17 protein-coding genes are annotated in these 19,627 nt (G+C 44.7%); 10 read left to right on the forward strand and 7 right to left on the reverse strand.

Annotation, left to right across the window (positions count from 1 at the left end):
• The first annotated feature begins 392 nt into the window (after window positions 1–392).
• On the forward strand, window positions 393–1,238 hold the full coding sequence (locus ABHV44_RS14450; RefSeq protein ID WP_459075422.1) for an alpha/beta hydrolase family protein: 846 nt from the start codon (window positions 393–395) through the stop codon (window positions 1,236–1,238).
• Window positions 1,239–1,275: 37 nt separating this feature from the next.
• Entirely contained in the window at window positions 1,276–2,550 is a 1,275-nt protein-coding gene (locus ABHV44_RS14455) for an NAD(P)/FAD-dependent oxidoreductase (protein ID WP_459075423.1), read from the forward strand.
• 60 nt (window positions 2,551–2,610) lie between these two features.
• Here ABHV44_RS14455 and ABHV44_RS14460 read toward each other — a convergent pair whose 3' ends face one another.
• The 4 genes from ABHV44_RS14460 to ABHV44_RS14475 form a co-directional block, all read right to left on the reverse strand.
• Window positions 2,611–3,516 (reverse strand): T9SS type A sorting domain-containing protein, encoded by a 906-nt coding sequence (locus ABHV44_RS14460; protein ID WP_459075424.1) that lies wholly within the window; start codon window positions 3,514–3,516, stop codon window positions 2,611–2,613.
• A gap of 151 nt (window positions 3,517–3,667) precedes the next feature.
• Window positions 3,668–4,630, reverse strand: coding sequence for an isopenicillin N synthase family dioxygenase (locus ABHV44_RS14465; RefSeq protein WP_459075425.1), 963 nt, complete (start codon window positions 4,628–4,630; stop codon window positions 3,668–3,670).
• A gap of 79 nt (window positions 4,631–4,709) precedes the next feature.
• Window positions 4,710–5,621, reverse strand: a complete 912-nt coding sequence (locus ABHV44_RS14470; protein WP_459075426.1) for a DUF6263 family protein — start codon at window positions 5,619–5,621, stop codon at window positions 4,710–4,712.
• A 24-nt stretch (window positions 5,622–5,645) separates the two neighbouring features.
• Window positions 5,646–6,335 carry a porin family protein gene (locus ABHV44_RS14475; protein WP_459075427.1) on the reverse strand — a complete coding sequence of 230 codons (690 nt, stop codon included), beginning with the start codon at window positions 6,333–6,335 and terminating at the stop codon, window positions 5,646–5,648.
• A 219-nt stretch (window positions 6,336–6,554) separates the two neighbouring features.
• On the opposite strand from ABHV44_RS14475, the gene ABHV44_RS14480 reads away from it, so the two are divergent.
• Both ABHV44_RS14480 and ABHV44_RS14485 read left to right on the forward strand, forming a co-directional pair.
• Window positions 6,555–7,166, forward strand: coding sequence for a tRNA (guanine-N1)-methyltransferase (locus ABHV44_RS14480; RefSeq protein WP_459075428.1), 612 nt, complete (start codon window positions 6,555–6,557; stop codon window positions 7,164–7,166).
• Window positions 7,167–7,234: 68 nt separating this feature from the next.
• Complete coding sequence (locus ABHV44_RS14485; protein WP_459075429.1) at window positions 7,235–7,945, forward strand: YebC/PmpR family DNA-binding transcriptional regulator; 711 nt, start codon at window positions 7,235–7,237, stop codon at window positions 7,943–7,945.
• A gap of 32 nt (window positions 7,946–7,977) precedes the next feature.
• On the opposite strand, the gene ABHV44_RS14490 is transcribed toward ABHV44_RS14485, so the two are convergent.
• On the reverse strand, window positions 7,978–8,733 hold the full coding sequence (locus ABHV44_RS14490; RefSeq protein ID WP_459075430.1) for a TerC family protein: 756 nt from the start codon (window positions 8,731–8,733) through the stop codon (window positions 7,978–7,980).
• Window positions 8,734–8,847: 114 nt separating this feature from the next.
• Between ABHV44_RS14490 and ABHV44_RS14495 the strand changes: the two genes are divergently transcribed.
• The 3 genes from ABHV44_RS14495 (at window position 8,848) to ABHV44_RS14505 (ending at window position 11,023) form a co-directional block, all read left to right on the forward strand.
• A complete protein-coding gene (locus tag ABHV44_RS14495) occupies window positions 8,848–9,816 on the forward strand; it encodes an endonuclease/exonuclease/phosphatase family protein (RefSeq protein ID WP_459075431.1) in 969 nt (322 codons plus the stop codon).
• Between the two features lie 147 nt (window positions 9,817–9,963).
• The gene (locus ABHV44_RS14500) at window positions 9,964–10,524 is read left to right on the forward strand and encodes a YeeE/YedE family protein (RefSeq protein ID WP_459075432.1); all 561 of its coding nucleotides are present in this window, start codon (window positions 9,964–9,966) and stop codon (window positions 10,522–10,524) included.
• A gap of 85 nt (window positions 10,525–10,609) precedes the next feature.
• Entirely contained in the window at window positions 10,610–11,023 is a 414-nt protein-coding gene (locus ABHV44_RS14505) for a DUF6691 family protein (RefSeq protein ID WP_459075433.1), read from the forward strand.
• 72 nt (window positions 11,024–11,095) lie between these two features.
• Here the strand turns inward: ABHV44_RS14505 and ABHV44_RS14510 are convergent, their stop codons facing one another.
• Together ABHV44_RS14510 and ABHV44_RS14515 are read right to left on the reverse strand one after the other, a co-directional pair.
• The gene (locus ABHV44_RS14510; protein WP_459075434.1) at window positions 11,096–11,317 is read right to left on the reverse strand and encodes a hypothetical protein; all 222 of its coding nucleotides are present in this window, start codon (window positions 11,315–11,317) and stop codon (window positions 11,096–11,098) included.
• A gap of 108 nt (window positions 11,318–11,425) precedes the next feature.
• Window positions 11,426–13,339 carry a RecQ family ATP-dependent DNA helicase gene (locus ABHV44_RS14515; protein WP_459075435.1) on the reverse strand — a complete coding sequence of 638 codons (1,914 nt, stop codon included), beginning with the start codon at window positions 13,337–13,339 and terminating at the stop codon, window positions 11,426–11,428.
• Between the two features lie 101 nt (window positions 13,340–13,440).
• Between ABHV44_RS14515 and tpiA the strand changes: the two genes are divergently transcribed.
• The 3 genes from tpiA to ABHV44_RS14530 all read left to right on the forward strand — a co-directional run bounded on the left by tpiA (window position 13,441) and on the right by ABHV44_RS14530 (window position 19,602).
• Window positions 13,441–14,196 carry a triose-phosphate isomerase gene (gene tpiA, locus ABHV44_RS14520; RefSeq protein ID WP_459075436.1) on the forward strand — a complete coding sequence of 252 codons (756 nt, stop codon included), beginning with the start codon at window positions 13,441–13,443 and terminating at the stop codon, window positions 14,194–14,196.
• Window positions 14,197–14,198: 2 nt separating this feature from the next.
• Window positions 14,199–15,032 carry a 50S ribosomal protein L11 methyltransferase gene (gene prmA / locus ABHV44_RS14525; protein WP_459075437.1) on the forward strand — a complete coding sequence of 278 codons (834 nt, stop codon included), beginning with the start codon at window positions 14,199–14,201 and terminating at the stop codon, window positions 15,030–15,032.
• Between the two features lie 103 nt (window positions 15,033–15,135).
• Entirely contained in the window at window positions 15,136–19,602 is a 4,467-nt protein-coding gene (locus ABHV44_RS14530; RefSeq protein ID WP_459075438.1) for a hypothetical protein, read from the forward strand.
• Window positions 19,603–19,627: the final 25 nt, after the last annotated feature.

Genomic DNA, 19,627 nt, shown 5'->3' on the forward strand with positions numbered 1-19,627 from the left:
TTAACTCACCTTAATGTTTCAGGTTCCAGCGCTGAGTAGCCTGCTTTCAGCTACGGAAAAGGAAACACATAGGCACATAGGAAATCAAAGGCACATAGTCAGAGCTCTAATTTCTATGTGTCTTCGAACGATCATGAACAGTACTGGGAATTACTTCGGCTGAAAAATGCAGGTGAAAGAAGAAGAACTTCTATTGTGCCTATGTGGTTTTATCCTTTTGAAGTTACTCGCAAAAGTCTTAAAGTTCCTCCACTCCTTAGCTGAACTTAATATTTCAAGTTCCCAGCACTGAGTAGGTAGAAGCCTGTATTTGTCTGTAAAACAATTGATTAAAAACTTTTTTAAACCCTTGTCCAACACGATTGTTATTATTGGCAAAGCCAAACATTTCAATGAAAAAACTCAACAATCAAAAGATAGAAGGAAGCAGCGGAAGGCCAATTGTGCTTGACGCATTTTGGGAGGACCAATCGCAAAACATGCCAATCGTGATTTTTAGTCACGGCTACAAGGGCTTCAAAGACTGGGGTGCCTGGGATCTGGTAGCGCAAAAATTTGCCGATGCCGGTTTTCTCTTTATCAAATTTAACTTCAGCCACAACGGTGGTACCGTTGAAGATCCAATCGATTTCCCCGATCTCGAAGCGTTTAGTGAAAACAACTACTCCATCGAAAAAGGTGATCTAAACATGGTGATCAACTGGGTGGAGTTCACCAATATTTTACCCAAGAGCCGAATCGATCAAAGTGGCGTATTTCTCATTGGACACAGTCGGGGAGGAGGGATTTCACTGCTGCAAGCTGCGAGCGATGAACGTGTCAAGAAAGTCGCTACCTGGGCAAGTGTGGCCGATTTCGGAAAGCGATTCCCGGATGAGGATGCTCTGAGAGAATGGAAAGAGGAAGGCGTTTACTACGTGAAAAACGGTCGCACCGGACAGCAAATGCCGCACAAGTATCAGTTTTACGAAGATTACCTAAAAAACAAATCCGCACTGAATATCAAAAAGGCTGTGACAAAATTGAAGGTTCCACACCTGGCCATTCACGGTGATGCAGACGAGTCTGTTTCCAGAAATGCCGCCAAATCGCTTTCTCGCTGGGGAGAAAATTCCAGTATGAAAACAATTAAGAAAGCTGGACATACTTTCGGATCTTCGCACCCGTGGGAGAGCGAAGAACTCCCCGAACACCTCGAAGAAGTAACCGAAACAACGATCAAGTTTTTCCGCGGATGATTTCCGCAATTGGAGTAATCAAAATCGCAACGCGACCATGAGCACCAAAGACGCAGATGTAATAATTATCGGGGGAGGCATAGCAGGATTGACCTGCGCTCACTATCTCCACAAGGGTGGAAAGAAAGTGAAAGTCCTCGAAGCTTCCGATAGAATTGGAGGTCGTGTGAAAACCGATCGCTACAAAGGCTTTTTGCTCGATCACGGTTTTCAGGTCTTACTGACAGCTTACCCAGAAGCGAAAAAATTGCTCGACTACAAAGCACTTGACTTAAAGGAATTTGGCTCGGGCTCTTTGATCTACACCGACCGCGGAGACTACAAGCTCTCGGATCCTTCGCGGACTCCCGGAACCATGTTTAGTATGATTTTCTCCAGGGTGGGAACGCTTAGCGATAAAATTTTGCTTTACCGATTGAAGAATCGCCTGAAGCGAGATTCGCTGGAAAAGATTTTTTCCCGGCCGGAGAAAACCACAATGGAATACCTTCAGGACAAGGGCTTTTCTCACAAGTTTATCCAGCGTTTTTTCAAACCATTTTTCAGTGGGATTTTTCTTGAGCACCGCCTCAAAACTTCCAGCAGAATGTTTGAGTTTGTTTTCAAGATGTTTTCTGAAGGCAGTGCAGCAATTCCAGCAGAGGGAATGGAAGCGATTCCCCGTCAAATCGGAGACAGTTTGCCAGAAGGGTCGATAATTTGTGATGCTCCCGTTGAATTCTATGAGGAGGGAAAGGTAGTTTGCAAAGACGGTAAGGAGTACACTGCAGATCAAATTGTGGTTGCTGCCGACACGCCAGAGCTTTTGCCAAACTCCAAGCGTCAGCCACCCGCAGATGTTACCTGTCTTTATTTCGAATCGAATCAGCCGCTTTACGAAGAGCCGCTCATTGCACTTTACTCTAAGTCGGGTCAGCTGACCAACAACATCGCCATCCTGGACAATGTGCAGGAAACTTACTCCAATAGCGATTCTTCACTCATTTCCGTGACAGTGAAGTATCGAAGAAATTATTCCATTCGGGAAATTCAACAACGCGTGAAAGACGAATTGATCGACAATTTTCCTGTGACTACCTTGCAGTTGAGCCACGTGAAAAATTATCACATCGAGTATGCTTTACCCAACCAGAGATCGGTAAGAAACGAGGTAAAGCCAGGTGAATACGAGCTTTCAAAAAACATTTACAGGGTAGGAGATTATTTGCTCAACGGCTCACTCAACGCAGCCATGAAGACAGGACGGGAAGTGGCTGAGTTGATTTTAAACCCTTCGACCATCGAAGTTAAAGCGGAGTCTGAAAAGGCGTAAAAGAAAAACCCCGCGAAATTCGCAGGGTTTCTCCGTAAGTTCTCATGTAGAAAGAACTAGCTAGCGTACCACCAATCTCTTAGTGGTCGTTCCTTTTTTATTCACGATTTGGAAAAAGTACATTCCTCTCTGCCAATCGTCCACAGCAATCTCGTGGATCAGGTCGCTGCCGACAGTTGATTCGAATACTTTCTTTCCGGTCAGATCAAATGCCGAAATCTTGTCTCCATTCTGAAGTTTTGAAGCATCGATTTTTACCACATCGCTAGCCGGATTTGGATAAACTGTGAATTCTGGTTTCTCGTTTTCTTCAATTCCAACGGTGGTGTCCACTACATTGACGTCATCGATGTAGTAGAGCCCGATAGTTGTTTCGCCACCGTAAGCGAAGAAATTGATTCCTCCTGCAACAGGTTCTACGTAAGGGATTGAACCCAGCGGCTCTTCATTGATCACAAAGTTGATTTCGTCATTGTCCATAGACACAATTATTGTGACAGTGATCCACTCATCGTGGTTGAAACTTGTCGATGCCTGTTCAGTGCCTTGAACCTGAAGGCTTAAGCTTCCCTGGTCCATGTAGATGTCCCAGGCCCAGCCATCGCCAGGAGTGGTGGTCGTCTGCATATTGAAATAAGCTGCTGCGTCTGAGGGTACGAAAATTTTAAACTGGATGGCGTAGGTACCTGTTTCTACACCGAGAGGCATAAAAATGTCGGTTGGGCCTCCCTGAACCGAAGATGCTTCAAATTTCAAAGAGTTAGAGCCACTGGCTGCGAGGTCATCCGAAACTGGGGCATCTTCGTTTCCTCCTTCCGTCCCAGACCAGGTGGTGAAATCAGCTGATTGTTCGGCTATCAGATCTCCAGGATTGTAAGATTCAAAATCCTCATTGAGCAGGATTGTTTGTGAATAGCTAAAAGTGGCAGCAAAGACCGCTGCCAAAAAGAGTAAAGGTTTCTTCATGGTGATAAATATTGAGTTAGTAATCCATGAAAGTTAAGAAAAAGTTAAGCGACCTTGAAGCCATGCAATAAAAAAAAGCCACTGAAGTGCAATGCACGCCAATGGCTCGTTAAGTAGAAGTGTACTTTTGGTTGTAGTTCTTCCGGGACTCTTATTTTTTCAAAAGTCCGATTTCTATTAGTCTTTCTTCGAGGTAGCCACCTGCTGAAATTGGTGCATACATTGGCTCTTCACCTTCTGGAACGCACTCTTCAAGGCAGTCGAGGCGCATGTCGCTCCGTGGATGCAGGAAGAAAGGAATTGAGTAACGCGATGTTCCCCATTTTTCTCTCGGTGGATTGATAACTCGATGTGTGGTCGATCTCAATTTGTTGTTCGTCAGTCTCTGTAGCATGTCGCCAACATTCACCACAATGTGGTCGGGCAAAGCTGTCACGTCAACCCATTCACCTTTTTTGTTCAACACCTGAAGGCCTTCAGCAGAAGCACCAATCAATAGCGTGATGAGGTTGATGTCCTCGTGCTCACCGGCTCTCACAGCCGATTTCGGCTCTTCTGTAATTGGAGGGTAGTGGATAGGACGAAGGATGCTGTTTCCATTTTTGATCTTGTCGTCAAAGTATTTCTCATCCAGCCCGAGGTAAAGTGCGATTGCGCGAAGCATCGACTCACCAGTTTTCTCAAGGGCTTTGTAAGCCTTGATACCGACCTTGTTGAATTCAGGCAATTCGTCAACATAAATGTTGTCAGGGTATTCTTCCTTGATTGGGTCTTCGCCTTCAACCTCCTGGCCGAAGTGCCAAAATTCTTTGAGATCTCCTGCATTGCTGTCTTTGGCGTGTTCTTTACCAAAGGAAACATAACCGCGCTGTCCTGCTAGCTCTTCTTTCTCGTATTTCTTCTTGGTATCTTCGGGCAAGTCAAAGAACTTCTTTACTTCGGAGTAAAGCTTCTCAACTGTAGATTCGTCAATCAGGTGGTTTTTAACGGCCACGAACCCGATACGCTCGTAAGCCTCTCCCAATTTTTTCACAAAAGCTGCTCTCTGCTCTTCGTTTCCTTCGGTGAATTCCTTTAGATCAACACTCGGAATTCCCATCACTTCGTTGCTCATGATTTGCTTGTTTTAAAGTTGCGTTTGTAGGGCAATTTACAAAAATGAATGTTATCTTTTCTTTGCCCGAGGTGCCGGCTTACCGGTCTTTGATGACTGTCGATACTTCATACTCAATTGGAATCTCCATTCCGTTAGGCGCCTGAGGTCCTGGCTGCAGTTCTATAGTTCCACTAAACTTTTGAGAGATGTCTCCTTCAACAGTCCACAAGGTTTTTCTGTCGAGCTTGAGAGTTGCTGTTCCAGTACCAGAGATTAAGTACTTTGCCTCGCTGCCACCAATTTGTACATAGGCATCCTTATCAGCAGTGGCTATTTCCGAATTCATCCTAATAGTGACAAACTCATCTGTTACCTCCACCAGCTCAAAGGTAGCGTCTTGAGTTGCTTCCATGCCAGACTGAAGCTCTATGGATTTTGTCCAGGTATCGCCTATAGAAACCTTTTTTGAGGGGAAAATGGATGAGAGTTGCTCAACGCTTCCCTTTATGGCTGCCTTGCCGTAAGCCTGACTCATTTGAGCTCGTACCTGCTGCTTTTCCATTTCAGACATTTCGGGAAATTGACTCAATGCCTGTGAATATAATTCGTCTATTCCAGAGATGGCGGTTACTTCACCCTTCGAAGTCATTTCAATCGAAAAGGGCTTTTTGGTCAATTCCTTCAGGATTTTCGACATCATGTCTACGTCATCGCCTTCTCTTCTCGAAGAGAAGGATTGATTGATGACGCCTGATTCCATTGACAATTCCATCCACACAAAAGAGACGTCAAAAACATATCCATTTTCGGTGACAGAAACCACTTCGAACTTCGAATTGCTGGAGCTTTCCATATCTACATTCTGCGTAGTACCCTGAATGTTCTGAGTCATGGTGCTCGTTGCAGTAATGTTTTGATAGTATATTTCTCCTTCTTTGAGATTGAGCTCGAGCTCGTATTTTTTTGCCGGAGAGAAGAGCAAAAAGAGCATGCTTAAAATGTAAATCATGGTAAATGGTAGTTTGGATTAAAATTATTCTTCACTGTCAGAATCTCCCTGGAAAAGCCTGAATGAAACTCCGGCCATAAGAGAAATTCCGTGGTGGTGAATGTCGCTTCTTTCAAAGTACTCTGTGTCGCTCACGCTAAGAATGCTGTATTGATATTTCGCGAGTACGTAGCACAAAATGTTATCTGAAATCTGATAACCTGCACCAAGCTCTGCCAATCCGGCCAGGTCAATTCTATTGGCCTCTTCGGTTTTATTCGCTGTGATAGGTTCTCCTCCGTTGTAGGAGAATAGCTCGGGAATGTCAAACTCTGTTTTGATGAGGTAACCTGGAGCGACACCGAGATTTCCGAAACCGTAGAGTTTGTCGGTGACATTAAGTCGATAGCCCGCTTTAATCGGTAGGGTCACGTAGTGAAAGTCGAAAACTGTGAGCGAGTAAACACTGTTAAACTCGTCTTCCCTCGAATAAAGAACTACCGAATTAAACCCGCGCTTTTCATAAAGCAGGTCTGCACCAATCGTAATATTTTCGTTGAGTCGATACTGATAATTGAACCCAGCAGTAAAGCCGAATTCGTAGTCGGTACTTTCCAAAAAATCGTTGTGAATAACATCGGTGACATTGGGGCCACCGGTAAGACCAAAAAAGTGATCTTGCGAAAATGCTGTTGAAGAAATCAAAATGGTAAGCGCCAGTAAAATGTTTTTCATCTTTGAAGAATATGAAATTAGAGTGCTCAAAGATGTGGAAAACTGGTCGGTTTCAAAAATTAAATCTTTGCTAACTTCCTTTGCTCAACCACCGTTTAACGTGAAGCGTAAAATGACAATCTTACAAGGACAAAAAATAATAGTCAATCGAAAACCGTTGGAAAAGCTTTTTACTTTTGCCACAACTGTAAGACGCCCTAAATTTTAAAGACAAATCGCATGAAAATCAGTAAGCTCAATTTTCTTTTGCCACTTCTAACTTTGGTATTTTGTGGAAACATAGTACTCGCACAAGATGAGCAGGAAGAAGAACTTTCGCTCGAGAGCGGACCGCTTCAAAATCAGTTTGAGTATCTAATAGAAGAATCTAACAATTACCAGCAGTACGAAGTAATTCCAAAAGACTGGATGCAAACTTTTAAGGCGAGTTTGAAGGATTCTCTTGCAGCTATCAGTACCGAAATCAAGGATCTCAACTCACAGATAGACGAGCAGGAGGAAACTATCTCGAGCCTGGAAACAAAGTTAAAAGGCACAGAAGGCGAGCTGGCGGAAACGCAAAACGCCATGGATAGCATGAACTTCGTTGGTACGGTTCCAATGAAGAAACCATTTTATCGCGTAGTGATTTGGTCGATAATTGGTGGCCTTTTGTTGCTGTTACTCATTTTTATCTTCAGATTCAATCGGAGCAACAGCGTGACAAAAGATGTAAAGGGAAAACTTGCAGAGCTTCAGGATGAAATGGAGCAGCAAAAGAAACGCGCCCTGGAGCGCGAGCAAAAGCTCAGCCGCGAACTACAGGACGAGCGCAACAAGAATAGAAAATAGAACAGACCTTCCTGCGACTGACTCATTTTTTTTGAGTTGGTACGTTTTCGGGATATTATTTTTAAAAAATGGGTAGAGCATTTGAATACCGAAGAGCCGCTAAGGAAAAGCGGTGGGACAAGATGTCCCAACTTTTTCCAAAACTCGGAAAAGCTATCACGATCGCAGCTAAAGAAGGTGGCCCTGATCCCGAGATGAATGCCAAATTGAGAACGGCTATTCAAAATGCGAAGTCGGAGAACATGCCCAAGGACAACATCGAGGCTGCCATCAAGCGTGCGTCAGGGAAGGATGCCGACCAGATGGTGGAGATGACTTACGAAGGAAAAGGTCCTCACGGAGTGCTCGTTTTCGTAGAATGCGCGACAGACAATTCCACCCGGACTGTAGCTAACGTAAAGTCATACTTCAACAAGGCCGGAGGCTCGCTGGTGCCGAATGGCTCTCTGGAATTTATGTTTGATCGAAAAGCTGTTTTCGTGATTGACGAACAAGAGAATTGGGACCCCGAAGAAATGGAGCTCGAACTGATCGATTTTGGCCTCGAAGAAATAGAAGAGAACAACGGTCAGTACTACCTCTACGCTGATTACACCCAGTTTGGAGCACTTGGTCAGGCGCTTGAAGACAAAAACATTGAAGTGTCGAAGTCATCTCTCGAACGCATCTCCAACAATCCACAGGAATTCACTGAAGAACAGTTGGAAGACATCGAAAAGCTTCTTGACAAAATCGAAGATGACGAAGACATTCAGGCAGTTTACACCAACGTGGCATAAGCCGCTGCAAAATTGTTCTTCTTTAAAAATTCTCAGTGAACTGATTCACGCGCTTCTTTGCGCTGCTTCTCTATTCGTTTTTTACGCTCCTTTCGCCTCAGGCGCATGTTGAGCACTTCGACCAGAAGCGAGAAGAACACCGCAAAGTAGATGTATCCCTTGGGCACGTGCTGATCGAAACCTTCGATAGCAAGCATGAAACCAATAAGAATGAGGAATGCCAGAGCCAGCACCTGGAGAGACGGGTGTTTGTTGATGAATGTGCTGATCTGACCTGCAAAAATCATCATCACGATGATTGAGACTACAACTGCAATGATCATCAGCAGAATTTCGTCTGTTAACCCGATGGCCGTTAAAATTGAGTCGAAAGAAAAAACAAGGTCGAGAATAACAATTTGCGTGATGGCACTTGCAAACCCGCGCGTTTTCACCGCTCGATCCTCGTGATCTTCACCTTCAACCTTTCCGTAGATTTCCGTGGTACTTTTTCCAAGGAGAAACAGCCCACCGGCAATCAATATCAAATCTCGTACACTGAAGTCTACTTCAAACAAACTGAAGATCGGCTCTTTTGCCTGAATGATAAATGTGATTCCAAGAAGCAATGCCACCCGCATAATCAAAGCCAGGCTGAGTCCTAGCAATCGTGCTTTTCGCTGTTGTTCCTGCGGCAATTTGTTCGATACGATTGAGATAAAAATGATGTTGTCCACTCCGAGGACGATCTCTAAAAATGTGAGCGTTAACAGTGCAATCCACGTGTCTCCCTGAAGAAATATTTCCATTTGGCAAGTTTGATTTGTCGTGCCAAATGTAGCAGAAATCACGATGACGCTCTTAACATCAATAATTCGATTCAGAAAAATATTCGTGTAACTTCGCCCGAACAGATCGCCCCGATGATTGAACAGGTAGCATTTTATATTTTCGCAGCAATATCTTTTTTATCTGTGGTCATTCCTATGATTCGTCACGACCACTGGACTTTTCGAGCACTCGAGTTTCCCAGGATTCAGAAATTCATTTTCGTTCTTGCAGTTTTCATAGTTGGGGTCATTTTCTATGTGCCCATTTGGTATTATCAACTGGTATTACTTGTGATGACAGTGATGTTGGCCAGAATTGGTTACCATATTTTTCCCTTTACCCCACTTTCGAAAAAGACGCTAAAGAGCACCTCCGAAAAATCTAAATCACCTGACGTTAGGCTAATGATCTACAACGTGTTTCAGGACAACACAAGGTTTGACGATTTTCTGGGAGAGGTTGACAAATACGACCCCGACATGATCATGATGGTGGAGACAGATCAGAAGTGGCTCGATGGGGTAGAGCTGCTGAGTTACAAATATTCCTATTCAATTTTGAAGCCTCTCGACAATACTTATGGAATGCTTCTCTTCTCAAAGTTTGAATTCGAAGACGATGAGATTCGCTATTTGATAAAGGATGAAATTCCCAGTATGAAGACGAAGGTGAAACTTAATGATGGGCGTAGCTTCTGGTTTTTTGGCCTTCATCCGGAGCCACCATCGCCAACGGAAAACGAATACTCAACAGCTCGCGATCGGGAACTGATGAAACTTGCCGAAGAATGCAGCGAAATGCACGATCCAATAGTTGTTGCAGGAGATTTGAACGATGTGGCCTGGAGCTACACCACAACCTCGTTTATTAAAGAGTCGGAACTGCTCGACCCGCGAAAGGGCAGGGGGTTCTTTTCAACTTTCCACACTAAGTCGGTTCTGATGCGCTGGCCCCTCGACCATATTTTTTGTTCTCAGCACTTCGAGCTTGTTCGGATGAAGAAGTTAAAAAACATCGGATCTGATCATTTCCCAATTCTCATTGAGTTGATGCTCAAGTAATCATTCTGTTTTTCGGTGCAGTTTCATACCGGGCGTAACTTCAGTCACAGTCTTTCCAAAGTTTACATCTCAATTTTGCACCCACATTCAGTCGAGGGATATCGGTTGGGTGTTTTTTGTTTTTTAATCTAACGCACTTAGAAATTTATGGAATGGATTACACAATCGTGGCCATGGTATGTAGCCGGGCCAATGATAGCATTGGTGATGTTTGCACTGATTTATTTTGACAAGACTTTCGGGTTTTCATCCAACTTGCGGACACTTTGCTCAGCAGCAGGTGCCGGCACGGTTTCCGAGTTTTTCAATTTCGACTGGAAGAACCAAAAGTGGAACCTGATTTTTTTGGCTGGAGCAATACTCGGTGGATGGATTTCCTACGAGTTTTTGATGGACTCAGAATCTGTGAAAATTGCAACATCCGTAGAGCAAACCCTTCAATCTGAGCTAGGCTTCGAAAAGGTGGGCGAGAAGTATCTCCCAATGGAGATATTTGGACCCGAAGCGTGGAAGTCGGCAAGTGGCATCTTGATTTTGATTGTCAGCGGATTTCTGGTGGGCTTTGGAGCTCGCTACGCTGGCGGTTGCACCTCGGGGCACGCCATCACTGGGCTGAGTAATTTACAGTTGCCATCCCTTATTGCCGTTATAGGCTTTTTTATCGGAGGCCTTCTGATGACCTATTTCGGCTTACCTCTTATTTTCTAAAGCCAGTAATTCACAAGTAGTTCCCTACAGTTTGTCTGTGAGGGAAGCACTGGTCATTTTTTCACAAAGGACAACAACAAAGAGCATGAAGTATTTGAAATTTATTTTGACGGGAATCGTCTTCGGAATTGTAATGGCTAAGGCGGAAATCATTTCCTGGTATCGCATTTACGAGATGTTTCGATTCGGCTCGTTTCACATGTATGGTGTGATCGGTAGCGCTGTGGTACTCGGCATTATCATCCACCAAGTAATCAAGCGAACAAACATGACTTCATTTTCAGGTCAGCCGATTGTATTTGCACCAAAGAAAAAATCTATTGCACGCTACCTGATTGGAGGAACGTTCTTCGGTCTCGGCTGGGCACTTGCCGGAGCTTGCCCCGGGCCCATGTTTGTTCTCATCGGGTTCGGCTATTTACCCATTTTGCTGGTGATTTTAGGAGCTCTTTTGGGGACTTTCTTTTATGGTTTGGTGAAAAAGTATTTACCGCACTAGGTAAAAAAAGCCGGAGCTGATCCTGAATTTCAGGATCACCTCCGGCAATCAAAATTATATTGACTTGAGCCATTAGATCTCATCCGCAAAGCGGTCGATCTTCTTTTCTTTCTTGTCGAGTTTGATCAGAAATTTTTTTCCTCCTATTTCTACTTCCACAGCCGTGTAAACTACGGGCTTCTGCGGATGCTCAAACTCGAAACTATCGTGATCGAATCCGTGTGGGTATCTCTTATCTACTTTTTCTTTTACTTCATTCGGTAAGTTGCTGTAACTAATAATAACGTTTTTCATAACTGTAACAGGTTTTTGGTGTTCCTATCACTTACGTCTTGTTAAGAAAAAGTTTCGTAAACTCCAAAAAATCAGCAGTTAAACTTGTGAGGTTAGGAGCAGATCGGGCTAGAATTTATTTTGAAGTGAAAGCTTTTCGTCATCCGAAACTACGAGTTCGCCACTGTCGATTTTCCACTGAATTGTTTTTCGAAGCAACTCGGGATCGGCTTCTGGAAAAGTAGAGCTCAACTGATCAATTCTGAGCTTTTTTGTCATGATCTTCTCGAGAAGTGTTCCTGAAATCTCATCCCAGAGAGCAGGTGAAATTCCCTCTTTTTTGGCTTTTGTACATACGTCACAGTGCCCACAGTGTGGAGCTCCGGTTTCTCCAAAGTATCTCAACAACACGCGACTTCGGCAATCAGTGGCGTTCAGGTAATCGATCATTCCAAGAAGTCTAATCTCTTCCCGTTGTTGACGGTTTTGAAAAATGTCAGCCGGTAAATAAAGTTTGTCCTCGTGAACTCTTTCGTAAGTGTAGCTCAAGCGAGGGCTGTCCGACTTTGGGATATACTCCAGGACCTTTTGATCGTGCAATTCGCTCAGCCACTTTACAATTTGCTTCTGGTCTACTTTGCACCTACTGGCCAGCAAATCTTCGCGAATTGAGGTGTAATACTCGAACAAACCGCTGTAGGAGCGCAGCAAGACAGTTATAAAAGGGTCGATCTTTGGGTGGCTCACCTGATAGCTGTAAAGCGCTCTTTGCTCAATTTTGAACATCACTTTCGAAGGGCTATAAACAGCTTCAGTCAATGAAAGGTAGCCCGCCATTTCGAGAAGCTTGAGCGAACTGAAAGTCTTAAATGCCGGCAGGCTGTATGTTTTCAAAAAGTCATCCAGTCTGAACTCCCGGCTGGCTCCAGTTCCTGCGCCAATTGCGATCGAGTAATAATTTCCCAGTGACTTATACACGGTTTTGATAAACTCCTTTTCCGGAAATCGATCTTCATGGCGCTTTTTCAGGAAATCCATATCCTGGTCGTTCCACAGCATTACACAAAAAGCCCGGTTTAAGTCCCTTCCAGCACGGCCGGCTTCCTGGAAGTAAGACTCAATGTTGGCGGGAATATCCATGTGAGCCACAACTCGAACATCTGGCTTGTCGATTCCCATCCCAAAAGCGTTGGTGGCCACAATGATCCTTGTTTCGTCTTTCAGCCAGCTTTCCTGCACTTTTGCTTTCCACTCAGGCTTTAGTCCAGCGTGGTACCACGAAGCGGAGACCTTGTTGGCCAACAAAAATTCCGCAATTTCTCTTGTTCGTTTTCGAGTTCCCACGTACACAATTCCACTTCCTTTTACTTTCGAAACGATTTCGAGAAGCTTATTGTATTTGTCATCGCGCTGCATTACCACGTAGGCAAGGTTCTTCCGCTCGAAGCTTTTTCGAACAACATTGGATTTTTCAAATTGGAGCTTTTCCTGAATGTCCTGAACAACGTCTTCGGTGGCTGTCGCGGTGAGGGCGAGTACAGGAACTTTAGGGTGCCACTGTCTGATCTCGGCAATTTCGAGGTAAGGCGGGCGAAAATCATAGCCCCATTGAGAAATGCAGTGAGCCTCGTCAACGGCAATGAGGTTGACGTTCATCTTTTTGAACCGCTCGAGAAACAAGTCGGTTTTGAGTCGCTCAGGCGAAACGTAGAGAAATTTCGTGTTGCCGTAAATCGAGTTGTCGAGCGCTCTGTCGATTTCGTTGTAGTGCATTTCCGAAGTTATGGCATAAGCTTCAATGCCCTTCTTCTTTAAGTTCTCTACCTGGTCTTTCATTAGAGCAATGAGCGGAGAAATAACGATGCAAATTCCTTCCCTACACATCGCAGGGACTTGAAAACAAATGCTTTTCCCACCACCGGTAGGAAGCAAAGCCAGCGTATCCCTACCTTCGAGAGCGTGTGTAATAATCTCTTCCTGGCTGGGACGAAAAGATCCGTAGCCCCAGTAATCACGGAGAATATGTAATGGGTTTTCGCTCATAAAATAGGATGAGAAGAAGGGAAAGTACAAATTTAATTTGCAGCAAACTTCCTTAAATAATTCCTTTATTTTGCCTCCTGTTAGAATCAAAATTCGCTTTTATGAGAAAGAAAATGGTAGCCGGCAACTGGAAAATGAATCTGCTCTGGGACGAGGCAAAGGAGCTCGTGAATGAACTCGACAAAAATCGAAGTCAATTTCCGGAGGATGTTTCCGTGGTGATCGCTCCGCCTTCGGCCTACCTGTCGGGAATTGCGGCTCTTTCAATAGACGTGCTCACGCTGAGTGGACAGAATTGCAGCGATCAAAAATCTGGTGCGTTCACTGGCGAGATCAGCGCAGAAATGTTGAGGTCAATGACCGTAGATTACTGTATCGTGGGCCACTCAGAGCGCAGGAGTTTGTTCGGTGAAACTGATGAACTCGTGGCGAAAAAAGCCAAAGCGTGTCTGAATGCATCCGTGCATCCCATTATCTGTTTCGGTGAAAAACTCGAAGAGAGAAAAGCTGGAAATCACTTCGAGGTTGTGAAAAACCAGGTTTCGGCTGCCATCGATCAGTTGAGCGAAGAAGAAATGAAACAGAGTGTTTTGGCCTACGAGCCGGTTTGGGCCATTGGAACTGGCGAGACAGCATCTTCGGAGCAAGCACAGGAAATTCACGCTTCAGTAAGAAAGTTGGTGGCAGAGAAATTCAATGATTCCGTGGCCGATTCAATAACCATACTTTACGGTGGAAGTGTGAAGCCCGCCAATGCCGAAGAGCTCTTTTCTTGCGAAGATGTAGATGGTGGTCTGATAGGGGGAGCGTCATTGAAAGCCGAAGACTTTTTAGCAATCATAAAAGCAGCCAAATAACTGTGGATTACGTTAAAGTCACCTTCACAATTTCACCACTTCAGCCAGCCAGAGAAATTCTCGTGGCAGAGCTCGGAGAGATCGGCTATGAGAGCTTTGTCGATACCGAAACTGGTATGGAAGCTTACATCCAAAAGCCCGAATTCGATAAATCAGCTCTAAACGATCTGCAGACTTCGAACCTCGAGGGAGTTGAACTCTCGTTCGATATTGAAAATGTACCCGACCAAAACTGGAATGCAACCTGGGAAGAAAATTTTTCTCCGATAGATGTAGACGGGAAGTGTTACATCAGAGCGCCATTTCACGAGGCTCCCAAAGAAGGAGTGCTGGACTTGATCATCCAACCTCAAATGTCCTTCGGCACCGGCCACCACGCCACTACCTTTTTGATGGCCAAAAAACTCATGGCAATAGACCTTCAATCGAAAGCCGTTTTGGACATGGGCTGCGGAACTGGCGTTCTGGCAATTTTAGCGCAAAAGCGTGGCGCGTCAAAGGTATTGGCTGTAGATATCGACCACTGGTCTTATGAGAACACGATAGAAAATGCGAAACTCAATGGAGCCGAATCAATTGAAATTCTGGAAGGCGGAGTGGAGCAAATCCGTGGAAGAAAGTTTGATGTAATAATTGCCAACATCAACCGGAATGTGTTGGTCAACGATATGTCCGCTTACGTTGCAACGCTCAACACTGGCGGGTATCTTCTACTCAGTGGGTTTTTCACGGTCGACAATCAAATTTTGGAGAAAGCCTGTGCCGAACACGGTTTGCAAAAAGTTGGAGAAGAGGAAAAAGACACCTGGTCACTTTTGCATTTTGCCAGGAGCTAGTTTCGCCTGACAGGTGAGTATAAATTTTTAACAACTTGTCGAAAATCCCCTACACGCTAGCAGCAGATTTTCCGTTACTTTGGTCAAAACACACGGGAAAATCATGTCAAAGTCGATTCTACTTTTAGCAGTTTCTGTTTTTCTTTTTTCAATCGTAAATGCTCAATCGAGGAAGGAGTTTACGCACAGTGCCGAAACTTATATCGAGGAGTTATCAGACTTCATGAGTGACTCAAAAAAGCGCGAAGGAAAAGATCTGGTAGAAGACAAGTTTGAACCGATTTTCCTCTCTGGAGCTTTTTCAGCAGAAGACTACGAGGTTGTGTTTACTCTTTCGGATCGAATGCTGGAGGAACGCCACAAAGCCTATCCAGAATTCGAGAACCTGATCCATTCTTTGATGGCTCTTTCCCAAAAGGAAGATTTTTCACAAAAGCTTAAAGAGTGGAGTGCTTTTCTCATAGAGATGATGGAAGACAGAAGGGCCGATCGCTTTGTTACCGATGTGTTAGCCAACAGCCGGGCACTTTTCGAGGAAGATATTTTCTTTCAATCGCGTGCAGTGGAGTGGAAGTCATCGTCAAAAGATTACCGCTTTGTGATCGACTCCTTGCCAAAAATTGAAATCGAAAATCACATGATTACCTGCTATTCCAAAGGTGACAGTTTGAGGATTTTCAATACAAGTGGATTTTATGCTCCTACAGAAGAAAAATGGTACGGATCGAAAGGAAAGGTAACCTGGGAGCGGGCCGCGCTCGACACGCAATCGACTTATGCTACCTTCAATGATTACGAGATTACCCTTAAGAGCCCGAGTTTCATTGTGGACTCTGTGACGTTCTACAACTCCTTTTTCGATCAGCCGCTTATCGGGCAACTAACCGAAAAGGTTTTGGCAACCAAAGGGCCGGAGGATGCCTCTTATCCGCGATTTGAATCGTACAACCAAAGATTGAAAATTCGCAATATCGTTGAAGGTGTGCATTACGATGGTGGTTTCACTATGGCTGGTTCTAAACTCTACGGCTCGGGAACTCTGGAAGATCCCGCAACCATGACTTTCATGAGGGAAGACATGCCGTTCTTGCACGCCAAAGCACTTGAGTTTGTGATTCGCCCTGATCGATTTACCTCTTCAAACACTGAAGTCACAATCACGCTCGAAGAAGACAGCATTTTTCACCCCAACCTGAATCTCAAATTTTCGAAACCAAACCGACAGCTGGTACTTTTACGAACTGATGAAGGTACTTCTCGCAGTCCGTACTACAACTCTTACCACGAGCTCGAAATGCACTTCGAAGCATTTTACTGGAACATCGATGACCCGCTAATCAGGATGGGCGCGCTCGAAGGGAGTACGCAGCGACAGGCTTACTTTGAGTCGGATCGATTTTACCGCGAGCAGCGCTACGATGAACTAATGGGGATGAGCATGACCAATCCGCTCATCGAAATTCTCGACTACACAAAAGAGTACAACACAGAGCAATTCACGGCCAAAGATCTTGCGCATTTTCTGCGGATTTCTTCAGAGCAAATTCACATGATGCTCATCAATCTAAACAACCAGGGTTTCGTGAACTACGACATCGAGTCTCGATTTTGCGTAGTTAAAGAAAAGCTTCACAACTACGTTATGGCCAGTGCTGGACGCGAAGATTACGATGTGCTTCAGTTTGGATCTCAAGTGAGAAGCGGTCCAAATGCACAACTCAACCTGCTCAACAATACCTTGTTGATGAAAGGAATTGACCGTGTGGCATTGAGCGACAGTCAGCAGGTTTCGATTTACCCGAGAGATCAGGAGTTGATTATGAGTAAGAACCGCGACTTCAAGTGCGGTGGAAAGCTTCAGGCAGGTAACCTCGAGTTTTACGGAAGTGAATACCAGTTTTCTTACGATGATTTTCAGTTTGATCTGGCCAATGTGGACTCCTGTAGAATTTATGTAGAAGATCCTGAGTCGCCCAAAGATCGCTATGGTAATCACAGGCTGAGGAGAGTGAAGAACGTGATTGAGGGAATTGCCGGGACGCTAAAAATTGATGCTCCTACGAACAAAGGCGGTGTGCACTCGCAGTACTATCCGCAGTTTCCAATTTTCAATGCTTCAAAGGAAAGCTACGTTTATTACGACAGCAAAGGAATTCAGGATGGAGCGTACAACCGTGATGAGTTTTACTATCAAATCGAGCCGTTTACGATCGACAGCCTCGACAACTTTGACAAAGATGAGCTCAACCTTGAAGGAGTATTTGTCTCTGGTGGTATTTTTCCCGACATTCATGAGCCACTTGGTCTTCAGCCGGATTACTCACTTGGTTTTGTGAAAGAAACACCGGAAGGCGGCTATCCGGCTTATGGCGGAAAGGCGAATTTTAATAACGACATCAGGCTCGACTACAACGGACTTCAGGGTGATGGCGATTTAACCTATCTCACTTCACTGGCGAGCTCAGAGAACTTTGTCTTTTTCCCGGATTCTACCAAAGGAACCACCAACAGCTTTGTAAACAACGAACAAGGCGGTAACATGAACGTCCCAAAAGTTAGGAGCGATGTAGTGGAGCTTTCCTACTATCCTACCGATGACTTCCTGGTGGCTGACTCTAAAGACAAACCCATCGACTTTTTTGAAAAAGAAGCCACACTTGATGGTAGCCTGAAACTTTCGCCAGCCGGAATGACTGGTGAAGGCGAAATGAAATTTTCCGGAGCATTCCTCAATTCGGATTTGTTCGATTACACAACCAGAAAAATTCTTGCCGATACCAGCGATTTCAGACTTTCTCAGGCGGACATGTCCAATCTCGCATTTCAGACAACCAACGTAAATTCCGAGATTAACTTCGATGAGCGCGTTGGTAATTTCGAATCGAATGGCGATGAAACTACAGTGGAGTTCCCTGCTAACCAGTACATCTGCTACATGGATCGCTTCAAGTGGTTTATGGATGAAAACGAAATGGAGCTGGCCTCAGATCGAAAAATCAAAGACGACTTCGTGATCGATACAGACGAAGGAAAGGCAGCTTCGAACTTCTTCTCGGTTAATGAGATGCAAGATTCGCTGAACTTCCTTGCGCCCAAGGCGATATACGATATCAAAAACACAGTCATTCGAGCCAACAAGGTGAAGTTTATCACGGTGGCAGATTCTAAAATCACACCCGACAGTGGAAAAGTAGTGATCCGTGAAAGAGCGAAAATGGATCCATTGCAAAATGCCACGATCGTATCGAACTACGTAACACAGTACCACCGCATTTTCGATGCTACGGTTGAAATCCGAGGGCGAAAAGAGTACAAGGCCGAAGGCGACTACGCCTACACCGACATGAACAAGCGCGAGCAGGTTTTCCACTTCAACGAGATTAGTGTAGACTCTACCCTGCAAACGGTTGCTGAAGGCCATGTGGCTCAGGAAGATGGATTCATGCTGAGTCCTTTCTTCGAATACTTTGGACAAATTAATCTGGAGGCTAACCGGAAGGATTTGGAGTTTGAAGGTGGTGTCCGGATTCTTCATACTTGCGATGAGGTGGAGCGAAACTGGCTCGAGTTTGAATCAGTTATCGACCCCAACGAGATTTACATTCCAGTAGACACCAACATGCGCGATAACATGTCGCAGAGACTCGGTGCTGGCGTGATGTACTCGCCCAATGTGCCAATCGAACTTTACGGGACTTTCCTCAGCAAAAAGAAAGACAACAAGGATGTTGGGTTAATTTCTGCCTACGGCTATCTGCACTACGACCAAAACAGCAAACAGTACATGGTGGGTGCAAAAGAGAAAATCAAGCAGCCAAAGCTCCCGGGCAACATGATCTCGCTCAAAACGGAGAGTTGCAAGATTACCGGTGATGGAAATATTGAGCTTTACGAAGAGCTCGGTGCCGTGGACATCGATCCGGTTGGATTTGTGACTCACGACATCAAATCCAATGAGACCACAGTGAAAGGCGCTGTTGGAGTAGATTTCTTTTTTGATCAGAAAATCTTGAAGAGTCTGGCTGAAAAAGTGAAAGGCTGGAGCGGTTTGCAAAACGTAGATATCGCCAAAACCCAGTACGAAAAGAGCATTCAGGAAAAGCTCGGCCTGGAAGAGTCTGACGAACTCATCTCAGAGTTGAGCCTGAAAGGTGAAATCAAGAAACTTCCGGATGCTCTCAATCAGGCATTTTATCTGGCGGATGTGACTTTTAAGTGGAGCGAGGAAGACGAGTCATACATTTCTGAAGGTCCGATAGGAATTGCTTCGATGGGCGAGACACAGATTTTCCGATACGTGAAAGGAAAAATCGAAATTGTAAAGTCGCGCAGCTACGATGTTTTCAGAATGTACTTTGAGCTCGATGCCGCTAACTGGTATTACATCGAATACAAAAACGAGATTCTGACAGTAACTTCTTCTGACGAGGAATTGCTAACGGCCATCAACGAACTTGATGCAGACGACAGGAAATTCAAAGACGATGACGGCAACAAATTCAGTTTCATGACATCGATGAATCAGCGACTTCGCCAACGATTTATCGAACGGTTTGATGAATTCAAATAAAAGTGAAGAAACAGAGGGGAAAATC

It is taken from the genome of Halocola ammonii (genome assembly GCF_049334165.1).
In the GTDB taxonomy this organism is placed as follows: Bacteria; Bacteroidota; Bacteroidia; order Flavobacteriales_D; family Sanyastnellaceae; genus JBEGHD01.